Here is an 18,377-nt window from a genome sequence, read left to right as displayed (position 1 = left end):
GTTAAGCGACGGATTTTAGGTAGTCATTCAGTGCTTCCGCTGGTGTCTTCCAGTCCAACGTCTTGCGTGGCCTGTTGTTCAGTGTCAATGCCACGGCTTCAATCTCTTGCTCGCTCCACCGAGACAGGTCGGTGCCCTTGGGGAAGTACTGGCGCAGCAGGCCGTTCGTGTTCTCGTTGGTGCCGCGCTGCCATGGACTGCGCGGGTCGGCAAAGAAGACCTTCACCCCTGACTCGATGGTCAGCCGTGCATGGTCGGACAGCTCTTTGCCGCGATCCCAGGTCAATGATTGCCAGAGCTGGGTAGGCAGCTTCGTCACCGTTCTCTTGAGGGCATTGGCCATGGTGATGGCACCGTAACCTGCCAACGCGGGACCGTTCTTCGTGCGGGGCTTCAGTCCATATCCCGACTCACGCGGCAGGTGCACGAGCATCGTGAAGCGGCTCGCCCGTTCCACCAGCGTACCAATGGCCGACCTGTCCAAGCCGATGATCAAGTCTCCCTCCCAGTGTCCAGGGACTGCACGGTCTTCTACCTCTGCAGGACGGCTGGAGATCATGACCTCCTCACTGACATGTGCCCACGCTTTGGCCTGGGCTCTGGCCCGGGGCACGCGCAAAGCGCGCCCTGTGCGCAGGTAGCTCACCAGCTCGCGCTTCAGGGCGCCTCGGCCCTGGATGTACAGGGCCTGGTAGATGGCTTCGTGCGAGATGCGCATAGACAGATCATCCGGGAAGTCGAGCAGCAGCCGGTTTGAAATCTGCTCTGGCGACCAGCCATTGACCCACTTGCGGTCCCCGCGATGGGGCTTGTTGCGCCCGATGAACGCAGCCTGCCGAGGCCCTTCAATCTCTCTTCCCTTGGCATCGTGGATCTTGCCTTCCAGCCGTTCTTGGACGTATTGGCGCAGACGCGGGTTCTTCACGAGCTTGGCCGGCTTGTTCCGTCTGGCCGCCAACTCGGACTTCCACTGCGCGACTGATGCCCGGTAATCGAGCTTCCCGCCTCGCGTGGCAGCGTTGCGCGTCAGCTCCCGTGAGACGGTCGATGGACTACGTCCCAGACGACGAGCGATCTCCCTCACGCCAACGTCTTGAGCTCGCAAGAGTGCGATCTCCTCTCGCTCCGAGAATGACAGATACCTCGTAGACACGGGCTTGGACAGAAACAATGGCATGCCGCCACGATGACGGAACCAGCGAGTGCCCACCGGCTGCGACACGCCCACGGCTTCTGCCGCCTTCTCGCTCGTGATTCCGGTCGCGATCTGCTTCCAGAACTGCCGCTCAGTCTCACGCCGAAGCGACGGCGCACCAGGAGAGCGCATTGCGTCCCTCCCCGTCAACTGCGTCATCCATCCTGCGGGTCGTCCCATAAACACCTCCTGGTTGAAGGTGTTGCAACGACCAGTTGAATCCACCCAGTACACCAGCGACGACTTCCAGCAGTTGCTCAAGGCACAAGGCATCACCTGCAGCATGAGTCGTCGAGGTGAATGCTGGGACAACGCCGCGATGGAGAGCTTCTTCTCGTCCATGAAGACCGAACGGCTCAGTCGCAAGATCTACCGGACAAGGGAAGAAGCCAGGTCCGACGTGTTCGATTACATCGAGCGCTTCTACAACCCGGTGCGCAAACACTCAAAGCTAGACTTCCTCAGCCCAGTCGACTTTGAGCAAGGCTTAATGGGCTAAGCAAACCGTCCGGGAAACTGGGGGAAGCCCACTTCAATGCCATTTGCCGATGCCATAAGGGATATGGCTTGGCCTGACTCATTCCGGTGTGTGATACGCCAGCAGATTGATGAAGTGCGGCAGGAGGTGGATTGGCGGGCTGCCTTGCCAAGGCTTACGGAGGTAGATCAGGACACGTCTTGCAAGGTCCAGCAACAGTACGAAGAGAATCCCTACCCCCGCTGGGTAAAGCCCTCTCTGGTCCCCGCTCCCCTCGCGTTGGAAGACCGGCTGCGCACGCAAATTCCACACGCGCGCTTCCGGCCAATGAGAACAAGCGGTTCGGTCGACGTTCTCATTGCCGGATGCGGAAGCGGGCGTCATCCTACTGAGAGTGCAAGCCTATACAGCAATGCGCGAGTGCTCGCGATTGATTTGAGTGCAAGCAGCCTTGCCTATGCGATGCGCAAGTCTCATGAAATTGGACTACGGAATGTTGAGTACGCCCAAGCCGACATACTGCGGCTGTCCATCCTTAACCGGCGCTTTGACCTTATCGAGTCCGTAGGGGTTCTGCACCACCTGGAAGACCCCGAAGCGGGTTGGCGCTCTTTGCTGCAACTGCTGCGTCCAGGTGGATTCATGCTAGTCGGGCTGTACAGTGAGATCGCTCGCTCGCCGGTGGTTGCCGCGCGCCAATTCATCGTCCATCAGGGCTTTCCCGCCACCCCGCAAGGTATCCGAGAGTGTCGCGCCGTAATCATGGGGGCCGATTGTCCGGAAGCACTTGGCCAGCTCGCTGCGTTCGGCGACTTCTACGGCTTGAGTGCGTGCCGCGACCTGCTGTTCCACGTGCAGGAGCACCGCACAACTTTGCCGGCGATTGCTGCGCTGTTGGATGGACTGTCGCTCGACTTCGTAGGCTTGCATGTTGAGCCAGACGTGCTTCGTAGATTCCGGACGCGCTTTGCTGAAGATGACTCGGTCCATGACCTACATCTATGGCACAAGTTCGAAACAGAAAACCCCAACACCTTTGTTGGGATGTATCAATTCTGGGTGCAGAAGCGATGCGCTTAACGGGGTGCACCATGGAGACCCAGCAAACAAGTAGCAGCTAGCAACTTGGTCATGGGAAGGTCTAAGGTCCGCTCACAGGCGCCACTGCGGAATTCCACTTCGACGAGACCGCAGGACAGTAATCCCCCAGCGCTTCCTGAAGAGTTCTACGAGCCCGTCTGTCGCCACGGTTTACCCCTTTTGATGCCATCAGTTGTTCATGCTGCCCTGAGCCATTGCACCCAATATGACTGATTTGTCATTTACCGGTTTTCGAACTGTGGAGATGGCAGTTCTACAGTTCCGTCAGTGCCAAAAAGAGAAATTTGGCTTCCTTTCTGACTGAATCTAAGGCTCCGATGAAAACACTCCAAGTCGCTCTTGCTGCGATCACCCTTGCATCTTCCCTTCTTCTGACAACTGCTGCTTCGGCCGACACGCTTCGTAGCGGCGAGTCTCCTTACGGGCAACTTGCAGTGGAAGCGAAGAACGTACGTGTTGTGGATGTGACGTCCACGAAGTCCGCCAGCGTCACATATGGCGAAACCATCTTGTTTCAGGATGCAGGCGGAAAGACGTTTGCTTGGACTTTCAACGGTCTTGATGGTCGGTCTTGGAACTTGAAGCAGTTTGCGCCTTCGGGTTTCGTTGCCAACGACTACCGCGTTTACGTGGCCAGAAACCAGCTTTATCGCCGGTAGCAGGTCTTCTTGTCCAAGCGACGTGCTCGGACCTCCGTAGAGGCTGATCCGTCGAAAAGATCTTGCTCCCAAGAGGCAGCACCTCACTGCTTGACAAGCTCTGAGCCAGTTGAGCACGTAGACATACATGCTATCTGATGGCGGCCGCGACTTTGCATCATCCGCTGGTGCTCCAAACAAAGCCTTGCCGTGCAGCCTCGATGCGTTCATTGATATGTAGGTCAACGGGAGAAACCAAATGACCAGGAAACCCATGTCGCTCGCCTTAGGGCTTGCGATGCTCGTCGGAGTTGGAGCGAACGCACAGCAAGTCGCTCCCAATAGCGCTCCACCAGTGGGAGTGGCGTCCTCAAAGCAATCGGTGCAGCCACTGACGTTGGGTGCCGCACTGCAGGCTGCCCTCGACAACAGCCCCACGTCGTCCGCTGCCAGACGCGAGATAGAAGCTGCTCAAGGCGCGCTCATGCAGGCAGGGGTCTATCAAAACCCCTCGCTTGATCTAGAGGTGGAGGACCTCCGATCGGGTATGCGTAGCACAACAGTCACCTGGAGCCAGCCTCTGGAGCTTGGCGGGAAACGCTCAGCGAGCGTTGCCGCGGCGGAGCGCTCACTAGAAGCTATTCGCGTCAAGAGCGAGGCGACTGAAGCTCAATTGAAGGCCGACGTTACATCTGCGTTCTTCTCTGCGCTTTTAGCCCAGGAGCGTGTGAGGTTGGCGCAAGAGTCTCTGAACATCGCTCGCTCCGGCAGCCAAGCTGCGTCCAAGCGAGTGCAGGCTGGGAAAGTGTCTCCCCTGGAGGAGACACGCTCGAAGGTCGCAGAGGCTAACGTACGTCTCGAACTTGTCCAGGCGCAAGGTGAGCTGGCAGCGCAGCTTCAAGAGTTGCGTGCGCTTCTGGCTGGCGGGGTGCCCTTCGACACTTTGGATGGAAATGCTCTACTTCTTCCAACCCTCCCTCCAATCGACGTCCTGCAGGCTCGCGTGGAGAACTCACCGACGATGCGACAAGCGCGACTTGAGACGAGCCGACTGTCAGCGCTCTCGGATCTGGAACAGGCAAAGCGGAAGCCAGACATTGCCGTAAACCTCGGCATGCGGCGTTCTCAGCAGGACGGTCGCTCGATGGCCATCGTCGGGGTTTCGATTCCACTGCCCGTGTTTGACACCAATCGCGGAAACATCATCGAGTCGCTACGACGGAGAGATAAGTCGGAAGACGATGCCCGAGCCCTTGAGTTGCGTTTGCGAGCCGATCTCGCAATTGCAAGACAGCGAATGGAAATCGCCTCACAAGAAGTGGCCGCCGTCAGTGCGGAAATCCTTCCCAGTGCGCAGCTCGCCTTCAATGCCGCCGCGCAAGGGTTTGAGCTTGGAAAGTTCGAATACCTCGACGTTCTCGATGCTCAACGGACATTGCTACAAGCGCGATCCCAGTACCTGCGCTCTTTGGGCGAATCTCATCGAGCGGCAGCAGATGTCGTTCGGCTCCTCGGAAACAACGTTCCTCAAAATTGAACCCGCCATGGCCACGACCAAATCATCTATGAATGCTAGACCTGACAAAAAGCAGCTCATCATCATCGCCATCATCCTGGTGTTGGGCGCAGCTGGAGGAGCCCTCATCCTGCGAGGCGGAGAGAGCCATGGCGACAGCGATGGCCATGGCCATGAGGAAGAAAGCTCACAGGTTGAAGGAGGTGCCGTAAAAGCTGAGGCCAAGGAGGTAGGTGGGTCCAACGCTTCCACTGAGCATGGCAAATCACCTGGCGGCGCAAGCGAAGAGGAACATAAAGACGAAGATGAAAAGGTGTCTTTGACGGACGAGCAGGTAAAGGCAGCCGGTATCGTGATTAAAGAAAGTGGTCCTGCTGTGATTCGGACCACGCTGCAGCTCCCTGGAGAGATACGATTTAACGAGGACCGCACCGCGCACATCGTGCCCCGAGCAGCAGGCGTCGTCGAGAGTGTGAGCGCAAATCTTGGACAGAAGGTGTCTCGCGGCCAAATCTTGGCTGTGGTTTCCAGTTCCACCGTGTCAGAGGTCAGGTCTGAACTTCAAGCGGCGGCAAAGCGCCGTGAGCTTGCACAGACAACATACGAACGTGAATACACCCTGTGGGAGCAGAAGATCTCGCCGGAGCAGGATGTATTGCAAGCCCGCCAAGCGCTACGTGAAGCAGAAATTGCAGTGGCAAATGCCACTCAAAAACTGAAAACTCTAGGGGCGTCAGTCGGTTCCGGGGCTCTAGGTCGAGTTGAGCTTCGGGCACCTTTCGATGCGATGGTTGTGGAAAAGCACATCGCCATCGGCGAGGCGGTGCGCGAGGATGCAAACGTGTTCACTTTGTCCGACCTTTCAACGGTATGGGCTGAGATGAGTGTGGGAGCAAGTGACCTTCCCAAGGTTCGAGTTGGTGAGCGTGTACGAGTGAAGGCCGATGCCGCAGATGTCGTTGCTGAGGGGAAGATTGCCTTCGTCGGATCGCTGATTGGTGCGCAAACTCGAACAGCTCCCGCTCGGGTTGAGTTGAGCAACCCGCAGGGCGCCTGGCGGCCTGGGCTATTCGTGACCGTTGAAGTGCTTACCAATGAAAATGACAAGGCATCTGCGGTAACAGTAGACGCAAATGCACTTCAAACAGTGGAAGACAAGACCTCGGTCTTCACAAAGGTTGATGGCGGATTCGTCGCAAAACCTGTCCGTGTCGGACGCACTGACGGTCAGCGCGTTGAAATTCTAGATGGCCTGAAGGCTGGTGAGTCCTATGCCGCAGACGGCAGCTTCGTTGTCAAGTCTGAGCAGGGCAAGAGCTCGGCGACGCACGCGCACTAAAGGCCGCCAACTATGTTTGAACGCATCATCCGCTTCGCCATCGAACAACGATGGTTGGTTATGTTGGCCGTGCTCGGAATGGTTGGGCTCGGGGTGTACAACTTCCAACGGTTGTCCATTGACGCCGTGCCGGACATCACCAATGTCCAGGTGCAAATCAACACGGCTGCACCTGGCTACTCTCCTCTTGAGACAGAGCAGCGCGTAACGTTCCCGATTGAGACGGTCATGGCTGGGCTACCTGGCCTTCAGCAAACACGTTCCATATCGCGCTACGGCATATCTCAGGTCACCGTGGTCTTCAAAGATGGCACCGACATCTACTTCGCACGCCAGTTGGTGAACGAGAGAATGCAGGGAGCCGTCAGCTCTCTGCCGGAAGGCGTTCACCCTGCTGTGGGACCAATTTCTAGCGGCTTGGGCGAAATCTTCCTCTGGACAGTGGAGGCCAAAGAAGGGGCGACGAATGCGGACGGTAAACCGTACACGCCGACCGACCTACGTGTGATTCAGGATTGGATCATCAAACCGCAGCTGCGCAATGTGCCAGGTGTGACCGAGATCAACTCCATCGGCGGCTATGAGCGACAGTTCCAGGTTGCGCCGATACCAGAGCGCCTGCTGGCCTACGGGTTAACTTTGCCTGACGTCGTTCAAGCTCTTGAGCGCAACAATGCCAACGTGGGCGCCGGCTACATCGAGCGACGTGGCGAGCAATATCTGATTCGAGCGCCTGGTCAAGTCAGCAGCCTTGAGGATCTTCGCAATGTCGTTCTCGCGAACAATAGCGGAACTCCGATTCGAATCCGCGACGTCGCGGAGGTCGAGATTGGCCAGGATTTGAGAACTGGTGCAGCCACGGACAACGGTCGCGAAGTCGTGCTGGGCACTGTGTTCATGCTCTTAGGAGAGAACAGTCGGACGGTCGCCCAAGCTGTTGCGAAGAAGATGGAGGAGATCAACCAAAACCTTCCAGAAGGTGTACACGCGATTACGGTCTATGACAGAACCGTTCTCGTGGATAAGGCGATCTCTACGGTCAAGAAGAACCTGTTTGAGGGTGCCGTACTCGTTATCGCGGTGTTGTTCCTTTTCCTGGGCAACATCCGAGCGGCATTGCTGACCGCATTGGTCATCCCCCTCTCGATGCTCTTCACCTTCACAGGGATGGTGAATCAGAAGGTGAGCGCCAACCTAATGAGTCTCGGAGCGCTGGACTTCGGGATCATCGTCGACGGTGCGGTGGTGATTGTGGAAAACTGCATTCGTCGTCTTGCGCATGCCCAGGAGCGCCATGGTCGTCCATTGACCAAGGCGGAGCGATTCCACGAGGTGTTCGCCGCATCTCAGGAAGCTCGCAGGCCATTGCTCTACGGCCAGCTCATCATTATGGTCGTCTATTTGCCCATCTTCGCCCTTACAGGCGTGGAGGGAAAGATGTTCCATCCGATGGCTCTGACAGTCGTGATCGCGCTGTTGGGTGCCATGATTCTCTCAATCACGTTTATCCCTGCAGCTGTGGCCATGTTTATTGGCAACAAGGTTGGTGAAAAGGAAAACCGTCTTATGGGTTGGGCTCGTCGCGCCTACCACCCATTGCTCAAGCGAGCCATGGGCGCGAAGGCCGTCGTTCTGACCGCTGCAGCTGTGGCCGTTGTGTTGTCGGGGCTTTTGGCAACTCGCTTGGGCAGTGAGTTCATACCCAGCCTCAACGAGGGTGACTTCGCTATCCAGGCGCTGCGAATTCCAGGTACCAGTTTGTCTCAGTCTGTTCAGATGCAGCAGCAACTTGAGCGAACGTTGGTGGCAGAGTTCCCTGAAATTGAGCGCGTCTTCGCCCGCACTGGGACCGCCGAGATCGCGTCAGATCTTATGCCGCCCAACATCTCAGACGCCTATGTGATGTTGAAGCCTCAGGATCAATGGCCAAGTCCTAAGCGGACGCGCCAGGAACTCGTTGAAGCTGTTCAAGAGCGAGTGAGCAAAATCCCTGGCAACAACTACGAGTTCTCGCAGCCGATTCAACTACGTTTTAACGAGTTGATCTCGGGTGTGCGCGCGGATGTGGCCGTCAAAGTATTCGGTGATGACATGGACGTGCTGAACAAAACGGCCCAGGAAATCGCTGAAGTTCTTGGGTCGATCAACGGAGCGAGTGAGGTTAACGTGGAACAAACCACGGGCCTGCCCATGCTCTCCATCAACATCGACAGAAGTAAGGCGGCACGCTATGGCGTCAATGTGGGGGACATCCAGGACACCATTGCTACTGCCATTGGCGGCCGCAATGCTGGGACTCTCTTTGAGGGAGACCGCCGATTCGACATCGTCGTGCGACTACCCGAAAGAATGCGAGGGGATCTGGAGTCAATCCGCCGTCTGCCAGTGACGCTCCCGGCGACCACGCAGGCGAACGGAAGCTCTCGTGTGAGCTTTATCCCGCTGTCAGAGTTGGCGACACTTGACTTGGCCCCCGGGCCGAATCAAGTCAGCCGAGAGGATGGGAAGCGAAGAATCGTCGTAAGCACCAATGTGCGCGGACGCGACTTGGGTTCGTTCGTGGAGGAAGCCGGCGCCGCTCTGAAGGAGAAGGTGGTCATTCCAACTGGATATTGGACCACTTGGGGTGGACAGTTTGAGAATCTTCAATCCGCCACGCAGCGCTTGCAGATCGTGGTCCCGGTAGCACTCCTCCTTGTGTTCGTTTTGCTGTTCGCTATGTTCGGCAACGTGCGAGATGGGCTCATCGTGTTTACCGGAATTCCCTTTGCGCTTACGGGCGGCATCCTCGCGCTTTGGCTGAGGGATATTCCCCTATCCATCTCAGCTGCTGTCGGATTTATTGCGTTGTCTGGCGTGGCCGTGCTGAACGGGCTGGTCATGATTTCGTTTATCCGAAATCTCAGGGAGGGTGGCGCGAGACTAGATGACGCGATTTTCGAAGGCGCTTTGACGCGACTTCGCCCAGTGCTGATGACAGCCTTGGTGGCATCGCTCGGCTTCGTTCCCATGGCCATCGCAACTGGCACCGGTGCAGAGGTGCAAAGACCGCTCGCAACAGTGGTGATTGGAGGCATCTTGTCGTCAACGGCACTCACGCTGTTGGTGCTGCCGGTCCTATATCGGATGGCGTATCGGCGTGAAGAAGATGACGAGGCTGAAGACGAATTGGCGTCTCCCGTTCTGCCGTCCTCTTCGCACCAACCAACATGATGCGTCGCTCATGGTCTTGGGACTTGCCAAGGCCATGAGCTCGTAGCAATGGAGACAGTACATATCAACCGCAGAGGCTCGTCTGGACGGCTGGCCTAGCTCGAACGTCTCACGCTCCATCGCGTGAGAGCACTTGCATCGTCGTCACTACCTGGCGGAGTGTCAGCTGAATTACATGTTCGTCATTTCCGATGATTGGCGTCCTTCAACTGCCAAACTGTCGCCCTTGGAGACAGTCGCAATATGAAGATACTCATAGTGGAAGATGAAGTCCAATCGGGCGAGTACCTGAAGCAGGGCTTGAGAGAGGCCGGCTACTACACTGAATTGATGCGTGATGGCATCGATGGTTTGATTGAGGCCACGGAAGGTGACTACGATCTCGTTCTGTTGGATGTGAACTTGCCAGGAATCGATGGCTGGTCGGTCCTTCGTTCTTTGAGGCGAAAGAAGCCTCACTTGCCCGTTCTGTATTTGACTGCCAGAGACAGCATAGAGGACCGCGTGAAAGGCCTCGAGTTGGGCGCTGATGACTACCTGGCAAAGCCATTTTCGTTTTCGGAACTCTTGGCACGAATCAAAACAGTTCTCCGCAGAGGTGCCCAGTCCCAGGAGTCCACCACACTCCAAGTGGCTGACTTGCAGTTGGACCTAGTGCGTAGAAAGGCGTCTAGGTCTGGTCGCTTGCTGGATCTGACCACTAAGGAGTTCGGGCTTCTCGAGCTGTTTATGAGACGTCGTGGTGAAGTGTTGCCTCGGTCCTTGATTGCTTCGCTCATGTGGGACATAAACTTCGACTGCGAAAGCAATGTGATAGTGGTGGCAGTGGGGCGCCTAAGATCAAAAATCGATGACGAATTCGACGCCAAGCTGTTGAGAACGGTTCGAGGCATGGGTTACATGCTTGACGAACCCGAACCCGAACCCGAACCCGAACCCGAACCCGAACCCGAACCCGAACCTTAACGGCAGAAGCCGCTGTGTGGGACATGGAGACGTTTCCTCAGTCAGAGGTCACATCTCAACTTCTGAATCAAGCGAACGTACACCAGCTCACTCAAGAGTTCCACGAGTGTCTGCGTGACGATGACGGCCGGCAGGATGGGTATGGCTCCCGGCACGGAAAGCGCCAGTGGCAGGACGACCAGTGAGTTGCGGGTGCCGGTACTGAAGGCAACGGCACGTCCGGCCGTGGCTTCCAACCCAAAAAAGCGGCCTATCAACCAGCCAAGCAGGGGAGCCAGGACAGCAAACGCGATGTAGATCGGCACCACGCGCAAGGCTGCGCCCGCTGCGGGGCCCAGCTGCGGCACCATCGCGGCGACCACGATGAAGAGCACCATGGCGGTTGCTGGGACGGGAAGCAGGCCCAGCAGGGCCGAAGCGCGGGCTCCTCGTTCGCTCCTGGCTGCCCACAGCTGGGTCAATGCCGCCAGCACCAATGGCACAGCGATCAACCACAGGAATGCGTGAATGAAAGGCCCCGCCTTGACCAGACGGGCCGCATCTTCGCCGAGGAACAGGCCCAGGTATCCCGGCAACAGGATCATCTGTGTGATGAGCAAGGCAGGCGTCGCCGCCAGCAGCAGGCGCGCGTCTGCGCGGCCAAGGTGGGCGAACGTGACCACATAGTCAATGCAGGGTGTGAGCAGGACCAGCAACACACCCAGCCTGAGCATGGGGTCTCCCGGCAGGAAATGAATCAGACCTGCGACCAGCAGCGGAATGACAACGAAGTTGGCGACCAGCAGCGCAGACAGAAAACGCACCTGCCCAAACGCGCGCCTGAGTTCCGCGACCGGGACCTGCAGGAAGGTGACGTACAACATCAGCGCAAGGGCTGGATTGATGGCGCCTTCAAGGACCGAAGTGCCTGAGATGGTCAAGGCCACAACTGTGGCGATCACAACCGCCACGAAGTAAATCGAAACCTGATGCCGTTCCAGCGCATCTCTTGTGTTTTGCATATTCTGTGGTTTTCGGATCAGGCCAAGCTATGTCTCGCAAAGAGCTTTTTTGAATCCGCAAGACGATGGAAGTCCCCATCTTGCAGGTTGCGAGATTAACCCGCCGGCCTGAGCAGATTCTTTACGGCATTCCCCCAGCCGTAGTGAATGCTGCAGCCATAGACCTGGGACCTGGGCTTGCTCACGGCCTTGCCGGCCATCGACTCATTCAACGCCTGCCCGACGTAGTTGGTCGCCGTCTGGATGTCATCCGGGTTCGTGCTGGGCTTGCTGTCGATGGCACCGGCATAGACCAGCTTGCCCGTCGGATCGATCACGAACATGTGTGGCGTTGCCCGCGCACCGTACGCCTTGCCGATGGTGCCTGCGCCATCGAGTATCACGGCGGTGGGCAATGCGCCATTGTCCTTGAGCCAGTTGGGGAAGGTGGTGGCCGCCTTCTTGTCGCCCGGCTCCCGCGCGTCCGAGTTGATGGAGATCCACACCGCCCCTTTGGCCAAGGCCGCTTTTTGCGTGGCGGGCATGTTGCCGCTGTTGTAGTGCTTCTGCACGAACGGGCAGCCCGGGTTGAACCATTCCAGCACAACGTGCTTTCCCGCGAAATCAGACAACTGCACGGGCTTGCCGTTGACATCGGTCGCTTGAAAGGCCGGAGCGGGTTGTCCAACGACCGCCTGTGCATACACGACAGGAGCGGCAGACACCGCCATGAGAACAGCGGCGACGGCGATCAGGTTTTTCATAGGGACTCCTTTGGGATGGATGAAGTGGCGGGCCAGCCTGCAATGGCCTCACGAACCTTGGTGACGGTCAGAATTTCGGGCAGCAGTACAACCTGCGCAGCACCCGGGCCATACAGCGCGTAGACGGGAACGCCGCTGCGCCCCAATCGGGCCAGCTCCTGCGTGATCACGGGGTCCCGGTTCGTCCAGTCAGCACGCAAGAGGCGCACACCTTTGGCTGCGAGTTCGGCTTGCAGCGCTGTATCGTTGAGCGTTGTTCGTTTGTTGACCTGGCAGGTCACGCACCAGGCGGCCGTGAAGTCCACAAAGACGGGTTGCCCTGCCGCCCGTGCCTCAGCGACCGCCTGAGGTGTCCACGCTTGCCACGCCGATGCCGGAGCACCCGTAGCAGCAATGGCATCGGGCTTCGCTCCCATGAGGGGCCACGCCCAAACTAAGGCCGAGGCAACCACCAGGCCGCCTGCCAGCTTGTAGAACCGCGCATGCTTTGGTCCGACACCGGCAAGGCCATAGGTCCACGCGCCAAACGAGACGGCAACCAGGAGGGCCAGCACGGCCGCCGCGCCGTCCACGCCGATCTGCTGCGCCAGCACCCAGACGAGCCACACCACGGTGGCGAACATCGGGAAGGCCATGAGCACCTTGAATCGGCTCATCCACGCGCCCGGTCTGGGAAGCAGATCGGAGAACCCCGGCCAGGCACTTGCCAGCAGGTAGGGAGCCGCCATGCCCAGACCCAGCGACGCGAACACGCCGAGCGCCTGGGGCAAGGGCATGGTGAGTGCGGCGCCCAGGGCAACGCCCATGAACGGCGCGGTACAAGGTGAGGCGACACCGACAGCCAGCACCCCCGTCAGGCCATGATCCAGCAACGGGCTGCGCGCACGCATGGTCGCAAAACCGCTGGGCATGAAGGAGCCGAACTCGAAGACACCCAGCAGATTGAGCGCGATCAACGTGAACAGAATCGCCAGGCCCGTGACCACCAGCGGCGATTGCAACTGGAAACCCCAGCCCAACGCCTCACCACCCGCCCGAAGCGCAAGTAGCAGGCCAGCCAGCGCGACGAAGGAAGCCACGACGCCCGCGGTATAGGCCAGGCCACCTGCAACCAAAGCCTTGCGGTCTCCGGCATGCTGGGCAAACGAGAGCACCTTGAGCGACAGGATGGGAAACACGCAGGGCATCAGGTTGAGAAGCAGCCCTCCGCCAAAAGCCAGTGCCAGCGCGAGCAACAGTCCAGTCCCGCCCGCAGCCGCGGCTTCCGGCGACGCGGTCCCAACTCCGGGCGCAGCGCCAGAGTCCAACCAACCCGACACGGGGAATTGGATGGCGATGCCGGCCTCGTCGCCGGGACGGGCGAGGACAGCCTTCATGGCCACCGGACTTTCGCTTCGCTGTGCAGACAAGGGCATGCGCAGCACCAGGTCGCTTCCTTGCCGGGATGCTGTGATGGCGCCCGCTGGCTCGATGACACCAGGGTCTTCGGGAAAGAACTCGAAGGTGTTGCCGGTCCATGCGGCGGGCAGTCCGCCCATGGTGATGGTCAGCACCTCACCTTGGACTTCCCCCTGCGCCATGACACCCGCAAGCAGCTTTGGTGCGGAGGCGAATGCCTTCTCGAACAAGGCGGCGTGGGTTGTTGATGATCCGTTCGCGGGCACGGTCAGCTCGAACTCGCCGGACTGGGGAATGCACTCCTGCTTGCAGACCAGCCAGTCTGCCTTGAGCTTCGCGGTCAGCGCTTGACCGCCAAAATCGTCGGGGATCGTCAGTGGCACTGCCAGCAAGACGGTGCCGTCGTAGCCGTAGTTGGCCAATTGCCCGATGACCATGCGCTTGGGCGTGGTCCATTGGATCTCACCCGCCGTGACGCCGGCTGGCAATTGCCACGTGAGCTGGGTGGGCAGACCGGAGTCCCCTGAGTTCTTCCAATAGGTGTGCCAATCGGGCTGGTGCCTGATCACAAGACCAAGCCAGGCTGTCTTGCCCGCGCCGAGCCCTTCGGGGGCGTGCGCCAACAACTGCGTGTGAACCTGAGGCGTAGATACGACGTCGCTCGCCGCAGCGGAAAGCGGCATTCCTGCAAGCAGGATGAGCCAGAGCAATAGATGTCGAAACTGGGTCATGTAGGTGGGGAAACTAGGCAGCACAGCCACATCCGCTGCCGGCGCAGCTGCGCGTGGGCTGGTCGGCGATGGCCCCGCGGAAGTGGTCGAAGATCGTGGCGACGGACGTGCCGGCGTCCGTCGGCGCAGTGATTGCGAGTTCGATGGCGCCGTGCGCCTCCTTCAGGTCAAAGACCAGGAAGGGGCAGCACTGGCGCTCCAGCTCCACGATGCTCCGAAGTTCGTCCGTCGCTGCGCTCGCGTACTGCAGCTGCAGCGTTTGGCCATCCTGGCGTTCGGATTGCAAGTGGCGCTTGGCCAAGAGCGCAATGCGGCCGAGCCTGCTGGAGAGCTTGTCGTTGTCCAGGCTGCACGCCATGGAGGTTTGAGGTGTCGCAACGGGGGTCACAGCGAACTCCCTGTCGATGTGAGCTTTGCGGGCCCGCTACACCCGCATGAGGATGCAGGCTGTGCGGCTGCACTGCTGTGTGCAACTACCGGGGCCGCGCACGCTCTTGACGCGCGCTGGCGCCAGACGAGCCAGAGTCCCAGAGCCACCGCGAATGCAACCGCGATACCCACCACAATGGCCATGTACTCTCGGCTCATGGCCAGTCGCTCCCAGTCGAGTCCGACCAGTCCCGCCACCGACAAACCCGAGACAAGGGGCACGAGAAGGGGCACAGCACAGCACGCCGCGCAGGCGCCGGCCAGGCCGAGGGTGGTGAGAAGGGGTTTTTTCATCGCATTACCTTCGAAAGAGCAGTTCAGATAGACTGACTCTAGAACCTCAAGCAACTTGAGATGCAAGGACTACTGATGAATAACCCTTCCGCCCAATTGACCATCGGAGCGCTGGCTGAGCGCACTGGGCTGGCCGTTTCCGCGATCCGCTACTACGAGGAAGTCGGCCTCATTCCTGAAGCCATGCGCCGGCCCAGTGGCCACCGGGTGTATGACACGGAAGCGCAAGAATTGCTCACGCTGATCCGGCACTGCCGGGACTTCGGATTCTCTGTCGATGACACGAAGGCATTGGTGTCGCTTGCCTCCAGCGATGACAAAGATTGCGTGGAAGCACGCGAAATCGCCCAGGTCCATCTCGATGCTGTGCGCACGAAGCTGGCGGAACTAGGTTCCCTTGAACGCAGCCTGAGCAGGTTCGTGACGGCGTGCACCGAGCAGTGTGCAGGCGGGCCAGCGGCCCGGTGCACGATCCTTCAGGATCTGAGCCTTAGCGACTCGGCGCTTGCGACCAAGCGGGCCGCGCAAAGCAGTGCCGTTTCCAGGCGCTGCTGCGGTTGACGGAACGAGCCACAGAGCCAGCCGTCAATTTCCACTGCTCTTGAGAAGGGCCTTGATGTCCTGCGCGATCACTTCGGGTGTGGTGCCGTAATTCGAGAAGAGCCGAACACGGCCCGCGGTGTCGAAGATGTACTTGCCCGCGGAGTGGTCCATGGTGTACGAGGTAGGCGTCGGTCCGTCCACCTTGCGGTAGTAGATTTTGAAGTCTTTCGCGACACCCTCGAGTTCAGCAGGCTCTGGGCGCAAAGCAAGAAACGTGGGATCGAAGCTCTGCATGTAGGCATTGAGCAACTCCGGGGTGTCTCGCTCCGGATCCACCGTGATGAAGGCCACCTGGAGTTTTTCCCCATCCGTGCCCAGAAGGCGCTTGACCTCGGCCAATGTGGCCATGGAGGTTGGGCACACATCAGGGCACTGCGTGAAGCCAAAGAACATCACCACGATCTTGCCCTGGAAGTCTGCCAAGGTGCGCACGACACCGTTGTGGTCCTTCAACCGCAGGGACTGCGCAAATGATGCTCCCGTGATGTCGGTGCTTTGGAACGAAACGGGTTCCGGTGAGCAGGCGGCTAGCGTGGCAAGTATGGGGAGAGAAGCTCCAGCCAGCAGCAGGCTTCGACGTTGAACGTTTTGCAGAGTTTCACTCACAGCTTGTCACTCCAGGATTGGGGGTCACTTTTTTGCCTTCGATACTTCTTCAGCCACCAGTGCGCGCAATTGCTGCTCGCCAAAGCTGGGCAGATTGCGGCCATTGATGAAGAAGGTGGGAGTCTTCGTTACCTCGAGTGCGGTGAGGTCTTCGATGTCTTGCTTGAGGATCGCATCGATGTCTGGAGACTGTCTGTCTGCGAGAGCTTTCTCGATGTTCAGGCCACCTTGCGCCGCTGCCTGGAACGCCAGCTGCACGTTGGGATTGCCGTGGTCCGCCCATTGCGGCTGAGCGGCGAGCACCGACTCCAGCACCGGCCAGTACTTTCCTTGCTTTCGTGAGGCCTCCAGCAGCTTGACCACCTGATCGGACCCTTGATGGAATGGCGCATAGCGAATGACCAGGCGCACCTCGTTCGGGTACTGACTCATGATGTCCTTGACGATGGGATAGAAGGCACGGCAGGTTTCGCAGGCCGGGTCGAAGAACTCGACGATCGTCACGGGTGCCTGGGCCAATCCCAGGGTCGGAGAGTGGAATCGCACCAGACGGGCCTGATCTTGCGCGACCTTCTCCATCTGGGAGTTCTGTAGCCGGCGTTGATAGTTGTACGCGCCGAACAGGAAGGCCACCAGCACAATGGCCAGTAGCGCTCCGACGGTAAATTTCTTTGAGTTCATGTGCGGGTCTTTCTGAGATAGGTGATGAGCAATGCGGTGATGGCCACGAAGGCGGCCAGAGACAACCAGGGAATCTGGACGTTGCCCAGGATGACAAGTTTTTGATCGGTACAGGAAGGCCCTGGGCCACAGGGAACCCAGGTTTTTGGCACCCACCCCTCGATCAACAACGAGTGGTAAAGCGCGACGGCACCGCCGCCCAGCGCCAGCACCAGGCTATAGATGGCGCCACGCCGGTCTTCAGCGAAGGCAGCGATGCCCAAAACAATGGCCAGCGGGAACATGAAAATCCGCTGATACCAGCAGAGCTGACAGGGCACCATCAACATCACTTCACCAATGAAGAGTGCACCGAATGTGGCGACAAGCGAGATCAGCCATGCCAGCAGGATGAAAAGCCAGCGCATCTTCATGACGAGCCTCCTTCGGACAATGAAGGATCGGTTTTTCTCTTTGGAGCGCTCAATGCAAGAACGCTCCACGTCAAGACCGAGCAGACCACATATACATCGGCGAAGTTGAACGCCGGCCAATGAATCTGGCGCCAGTGGAAATCCAGAAAATCCACCACCGCGCCCGTTTGAATGCGGTCGATCAAGTTGCCTCCGGCGCCTGCCACCACAAACGCGCCCACCCAGCGGTCCATCACCTCAGCCCGGCGGGTGAGGCAGACAAAGGACACGGCAATCACCACGATCAAAGCGATCAGGATGAAGAAATAGCGCTGCCATCCACCTGCATCGGCCAACAACGAAAAAGCGGCACCCGTGTTGAGCACATGCACAAAGTTGAGCCAATCGGTGACCCGCATCGATTCACCGAGCGCCAAGAAGTCGGCGAAGTAGGCCTTGGTGATCTGGTCGACCAGCAGTAAAACGGCCACAGCCGTGAACCACGCCCAGCGTGGATGGCCTTTCAGCCATGGAATCGTCATGAAGAAATCCTCTGGAAACATCGCACAAGCTTGCCTGCGAGCTTGCTCGCAGGAACGGTTGGGGTTCGGACAGAGGGGGGGAGAGCTTGATGCGCCCGATGCGCCTGTTCCGTCAGGCGCGGTGCGAGATCCCCGGTCTGGCCGGGGCGTTCCATTTGGGCCGCTCGGGACGATCCCCGCGCGGCCTTTTCATGACGCCAAGCTGGTGCGGATACACCACCAGTTGCCTCGCTTTCGGCATCGGCTCAAGGGCCGTTACAGGCGCCCAAGCGCAACTGGCGTGGCAAGTTCCACAGTCCAGGTCAAGGCCGCTGACCTTCGCTGATTTCGCAGGCTCGCTTCGCACTTCACTGCCCTGGGCAAGTGCATGATCGTGTGAATGGTGGCCTGGGTGGGAAACGCCTGCGCTGACCTCGTGCTGGCAATAGCCCGCCGCAACTGCTGCGGAGAACTGCAGCGGCAGCAGGAACATGAAGACCAACACGACATAACGCATGGGGTGATTGTAGAA

At 58.9% G+C, this 18,377-nt stretch carries 17 protein-coding genes and 1 pseudogene; 8 read left to right on the top strand and 10 right to left on the bottom strand.

What is annotated here, in order from left to right; genetic code table 11:
• Position 1 precedes the first annotated feature (1 nt).
• Entirely contained in the window at positions 2–1,354 is a 1,353-nt protein-coding gene (locus FFS09_RS03825) for an IS30 family transposase (protein WP_137917602.1), read from the bottom strand.
• Between the two features lie 64 nt (positions 1,355–1,418).
• On the opposite strand from FFS09_RS03825, the pseudogene FFS09_RS03820 reads away from it, so the two are divergent.
• The 7 genes and pseudogenes from FFS09_RS03820 to FFS09_RS03790 all read left to right on the top strand — a co-directional run.
• Positions 1,419–1,694: pseudogene (locus tag FFS09_RS03820) on the top strand (integrase core domain-containing protein); the annotation flags it as partial.
• Between the two features lie 36 nt (positions 1,695–1,730).
• Positions 1,731–2,753: a class I SAM-dependent methyltransferase gene (locus FFS09_RS03815; protein ID WP_137917529.1), complete on the top strand. Its 1,023-nt coding sequence runs from the start codon at positions 1,731–1,733 to the stop codon at positions 2,751–2,753.
• A gap of 338 nt (positions 2,754–3,091) precedes the next feature.
• A complete protein-coding gene (locus tag FFS09_RS03810; RefSeq protein ID WP_137917528.1) occupies positions 3,092–3,433 on the top strand; it encodes a CzcE family metal-binding protein in 342 nt (113 codons plus the stop codon).
• 238 nt (positions 3,434–3,671) lie between these two features.
• A complete protein-coding gene (locus FFS09_RS03805; protein ID WP_137917527.1) occupies positions 3,672–4,949 on the top strand; it encodes a TolC family protein in 1,278 nt (425 codons plus the stop codon).
• Positions 4,950–4,956: 7 nt separating this feature from the next.
• Entirely contained in the window at positions 4,957–6,267 is a 1,311-nt protein-coding gene (locus FFS09_RS03800) for an efflux RND transporter periplasmic adaptor subunit (protein WP_137917526.1), read from the top strand.
• A gap of 12 nt (positions 6,268–6,279) precedes the next feature.
• Positions 6,280–9,480: a CusA/CzcA family heavy metal efflux RND transporter gene (locus tag FFS09_RS03795; protein ID WP_137917525.1), complete on the top strand. Its 3,201-nt coding sequence runs from the start codon at positions 6,280–6,282 to the stop codon at positions 9,478–9,480.
• Positions 9,481–9,723: 243 nt separating this feature from the next.
• Positions 9,724–10,446 (top strand): heavy metal response regulator transcription factor, encoded by a 723-nt coding sequence (locus tag FFS09_RS03790; RefSeq protein WP_137917524.1) that lies wholly within the window; start codon positions 9,724–9,726, stop codon positions 10,444–10,446.
• Positions 10,447–10,487: 41 nt separating this feature from the next.
• Here FFS09_RS03790 and FFS09_RS03785 read toward each other — a convergent pair whose 3' ends face one another.
• From FFS09_RS03785 to FFS09_RS03770, 4 genes are all read right to left on the bottom strand, one after another.
• Positions 10,488–11,447, bottom strand: coding sequence for an arsenic resistance protein (locus FFS09_RS03785; protein WP_137917523.1), 960 nt, complete (start codon positions 11,445–11,447; stop codon positions 10,488–10,490).
• 95 nt (positions 11,448–11,542) lie between these two features.
• The gene (locus tag FFS09_RS03780; RefSeq protein ID WP_137917522.1) at positions 11,543–12,190 is read right to left on the bottom strand and encodes a redoxin domain-containing protein; all 648 of its coding nucleotides are present in this window, start codon (positions 12,188–12,190) and stop codon (positions 11,543–11,545) included.
• Complete coding sequence (locus FFS09_RS03775; RefSeq protein ID WP_252374220.1) at positions 12,187–14,319, bottom strand: protein-disulfide reductase DsbD family protein; 2,133 nt, start codon at positions 14,317–14,319, stop codon at positions 12,187–12,189. Before FFS09_RS03775 ends, FFS09_RS03780 begins: the two co-directional genes overlap by 4 nt.
• A 13-nt stretch (positions 14,320–14,332) precedes the next feature.
• A complete protein-coding gene (locus FFS09_RS03770; protein ID WP_137917521.1) occupies positions 14,333–14,707 on the bottom strand; it encodes a hypothetical protein in 375 nt (124 codons plus the stop codon).
• A gap of 410 nt (positions 14,708–15,117) precedes the next feature.
• Here FFS09_RS03770 and FFS09_RS03765 point away from each other — a divergent pair, with 410 nt between their 5' ends.
• Complete coding sequence (locus FFS09_RS03765; protein ID WP_137917520.1) at positions 15,118–15,603, top strand: MerR family transcriptional regulator; 486 nt, start codon at positions 15,118–15,120, stop codon at positions 15,601–15,603.
• 24 nt (positions 15,604–15,627) lie between these two features.
• On the opposite strand, the gene FFS09_RS03760 is transcribed toward FFS09_RS03765, so the two are convergent.
• The 5 genes from FFS09_RS03760 to FFS09_RS03740 form a co-directional block, all read right to left on the bottom strand.
• Positions 15,628–16,251 carry an SCO family protein gene (locus FFS09_RS03760; RefSeq protein ID WP_502703713.1) on the bottom strand — a complete coding sequence of 208 codons (624 nt, stop codon included), beginning with the start codon at positions 16,249–16,251 and terminating at the stop codon, positions 15,628–15,630.
• Between the two features lie 24 nt (positions 16,252–16,275).
• A complete protein-coding gene (locus tag FFS09_RS03755; RefSeq protein WP_137917519.1) occupies positions 16,276–16,932 on the bottom strand; it encodes a DsbA family protein in 657 nt (218 codons plus the stop codon).
• The gene (locus FFS09_RS03750; RefSeq protein WP_137917518.1) at positions 16,929–17,345 is read right to left on the bottom strand and encodes a disulfide bond formation protein B; all 417 of its coding nucleotides are present in this window, start codon (positions 17,343–17,345) and stop codon (positions 16,929–16,931) included. Before FFS09_RS03750 ends, FFS09_RS03755 begins: the two co-directional genes overlap by 4 nt.
• Complete coding sequence (gene lspA, locus FFS09_RS03745; protein WP_171019853.1) at positions 17,342–17,866, bottom strand: signal peptidase II; 525 nt, start codon at positions 17,864–17,866, stop codon at positions 17,342–17,344. The genes FFS09_RS03750 and lspA overlap by 4 nt, the downstream gene beginning before the upstream one ends.
• 112 nt (positions 17,867–17,978) lie before the next feature.
• The gene (locus FFS09_RS03740) at positions 17,979–18,362 is read right to left on the bottom strand and encodes a hypothetical protein (protein ID WP_137917516.1); all 384 of its coding nucleotides are present in this window, start codon (positions 18,360–18,362) and stop codon (positions 17,979–17,981) included.
• Positions 18,363–18,377: the final 15 nt, after the last annotated feature.

This window comes from Hydrogenophaga sp. 2FB, assembly GCF_005503365.1.
In the GTDB taxonomy this organism is placed as follows: domain Bacteria; phylum Pseudomonadota; class Gammaproteobacteria; order Burkholderiales; family Burkholderiaceae_C; genus Hydrogenophaga.
This window is presented reverse-complemented; position numbering and strand designations above follow the sequence as displayed.

Coding starts and splice junctions, on each gene's coding strand:
- FFS09_RS03825 (WP_137917602.1), bottom strand. CDS start 1,354: ATGACGCAGTTGACGGGGAGGGACGCAATGCGCTCTCCTGGTGCGCCG.
- FFS09_RS03815 (WP_137917529.1), top strand. CDS start 1,731: ATGCCATTTGCCGATGCCATAAGGGATATGGCTTGGCCTGACTCATTC.
- FFS09_RS03810 (WP_137917528.1), top strand. CDS start 3,092: ATGAAAACACTCCAAGTCGCTCTTGCTGCGATCACCCTTGCATCTTCC.
- FFS09_RS03805 (WP_137917527.1), top strand. CDS start 3,672: ATGACCAGGAAACCCATGTCGCTCGCCTTAGGGCTTGCGATGCTCGTC.
- FFS09_RS03800 (WP_137917526.1), top strand. CDS start 4,957: ATGGCCACGACCAAATCATCTATGAATGCTAGACCTGACAAAAAGCAG.
- FFS09_RS03795 (WP_137917525.1), top strand. CDS start 6,280: ATGTTTGAACGCATCATCCGCTTCGCCATCGAACAACGATGGTTGGTT.
- FFS09_RS03790 (WP_137917524.1), top strand. CDS start 9,724: ATGAAGATACTCATAGTGGAAGATGAAGTCCAATCGGGCGAGTACCTG.
- FFS09_RS03785 (WP_137917523.1), bottom strand. CDS start 11,447: ATGCAAAACACAAGAGATGCGCTGGAACGGCATCAGGTTTCGATTTAC.
- FFS09_RS03780 (WP_137917522.1), bottom strand. CDS start 12,190: ATGAAAAACCTGATCGCCGTCGCCGCTGTTCTCATGGCGGTGTCTGCC.
- FFS09_RS03775 (WP_252374220.1), bottom strand. CDS start 14,319: ATGACCCAGTTTCGACATCTATTGCTCTGGCTCATCCTGCTTGCAGGA.
- FFS09_RS03765 (WP_137917520.1), top strand. CDS start 15,118: ATGAATAACCCTTCCGCCCAATTGACCATCGGAGCGCTGGCTGAGCGC.
- FFS09_RS03755 (WP_137917519.1), bottom strand. CDS start 16,932: ATGAACTCAAAGAAATTTACCGTCGGAGCGCTACTGGCCATTGTGCTG.
- FFS09_RS03750 (WP_137917518.1), bottom strand. CDS start 17,345: ATGAAGATGCGCTGGCTTTTCATCCTGCTGGCATGGCTGATCTCGCTT.
- lspA (WP_171019853.1), bottom strand. CDS start 17,866: ATGACGATTCCATGGCTGAAAGGCCATCCACGCTGGGCGTGGTTCACG.
- FFS09_RS03740 (WP_137917516.1), bottom strand. CDS start 18,362: ATGCGTTATGTCGTGTTGGTCTTCATGTTCCTGCTGCCGCTGCAGTTC.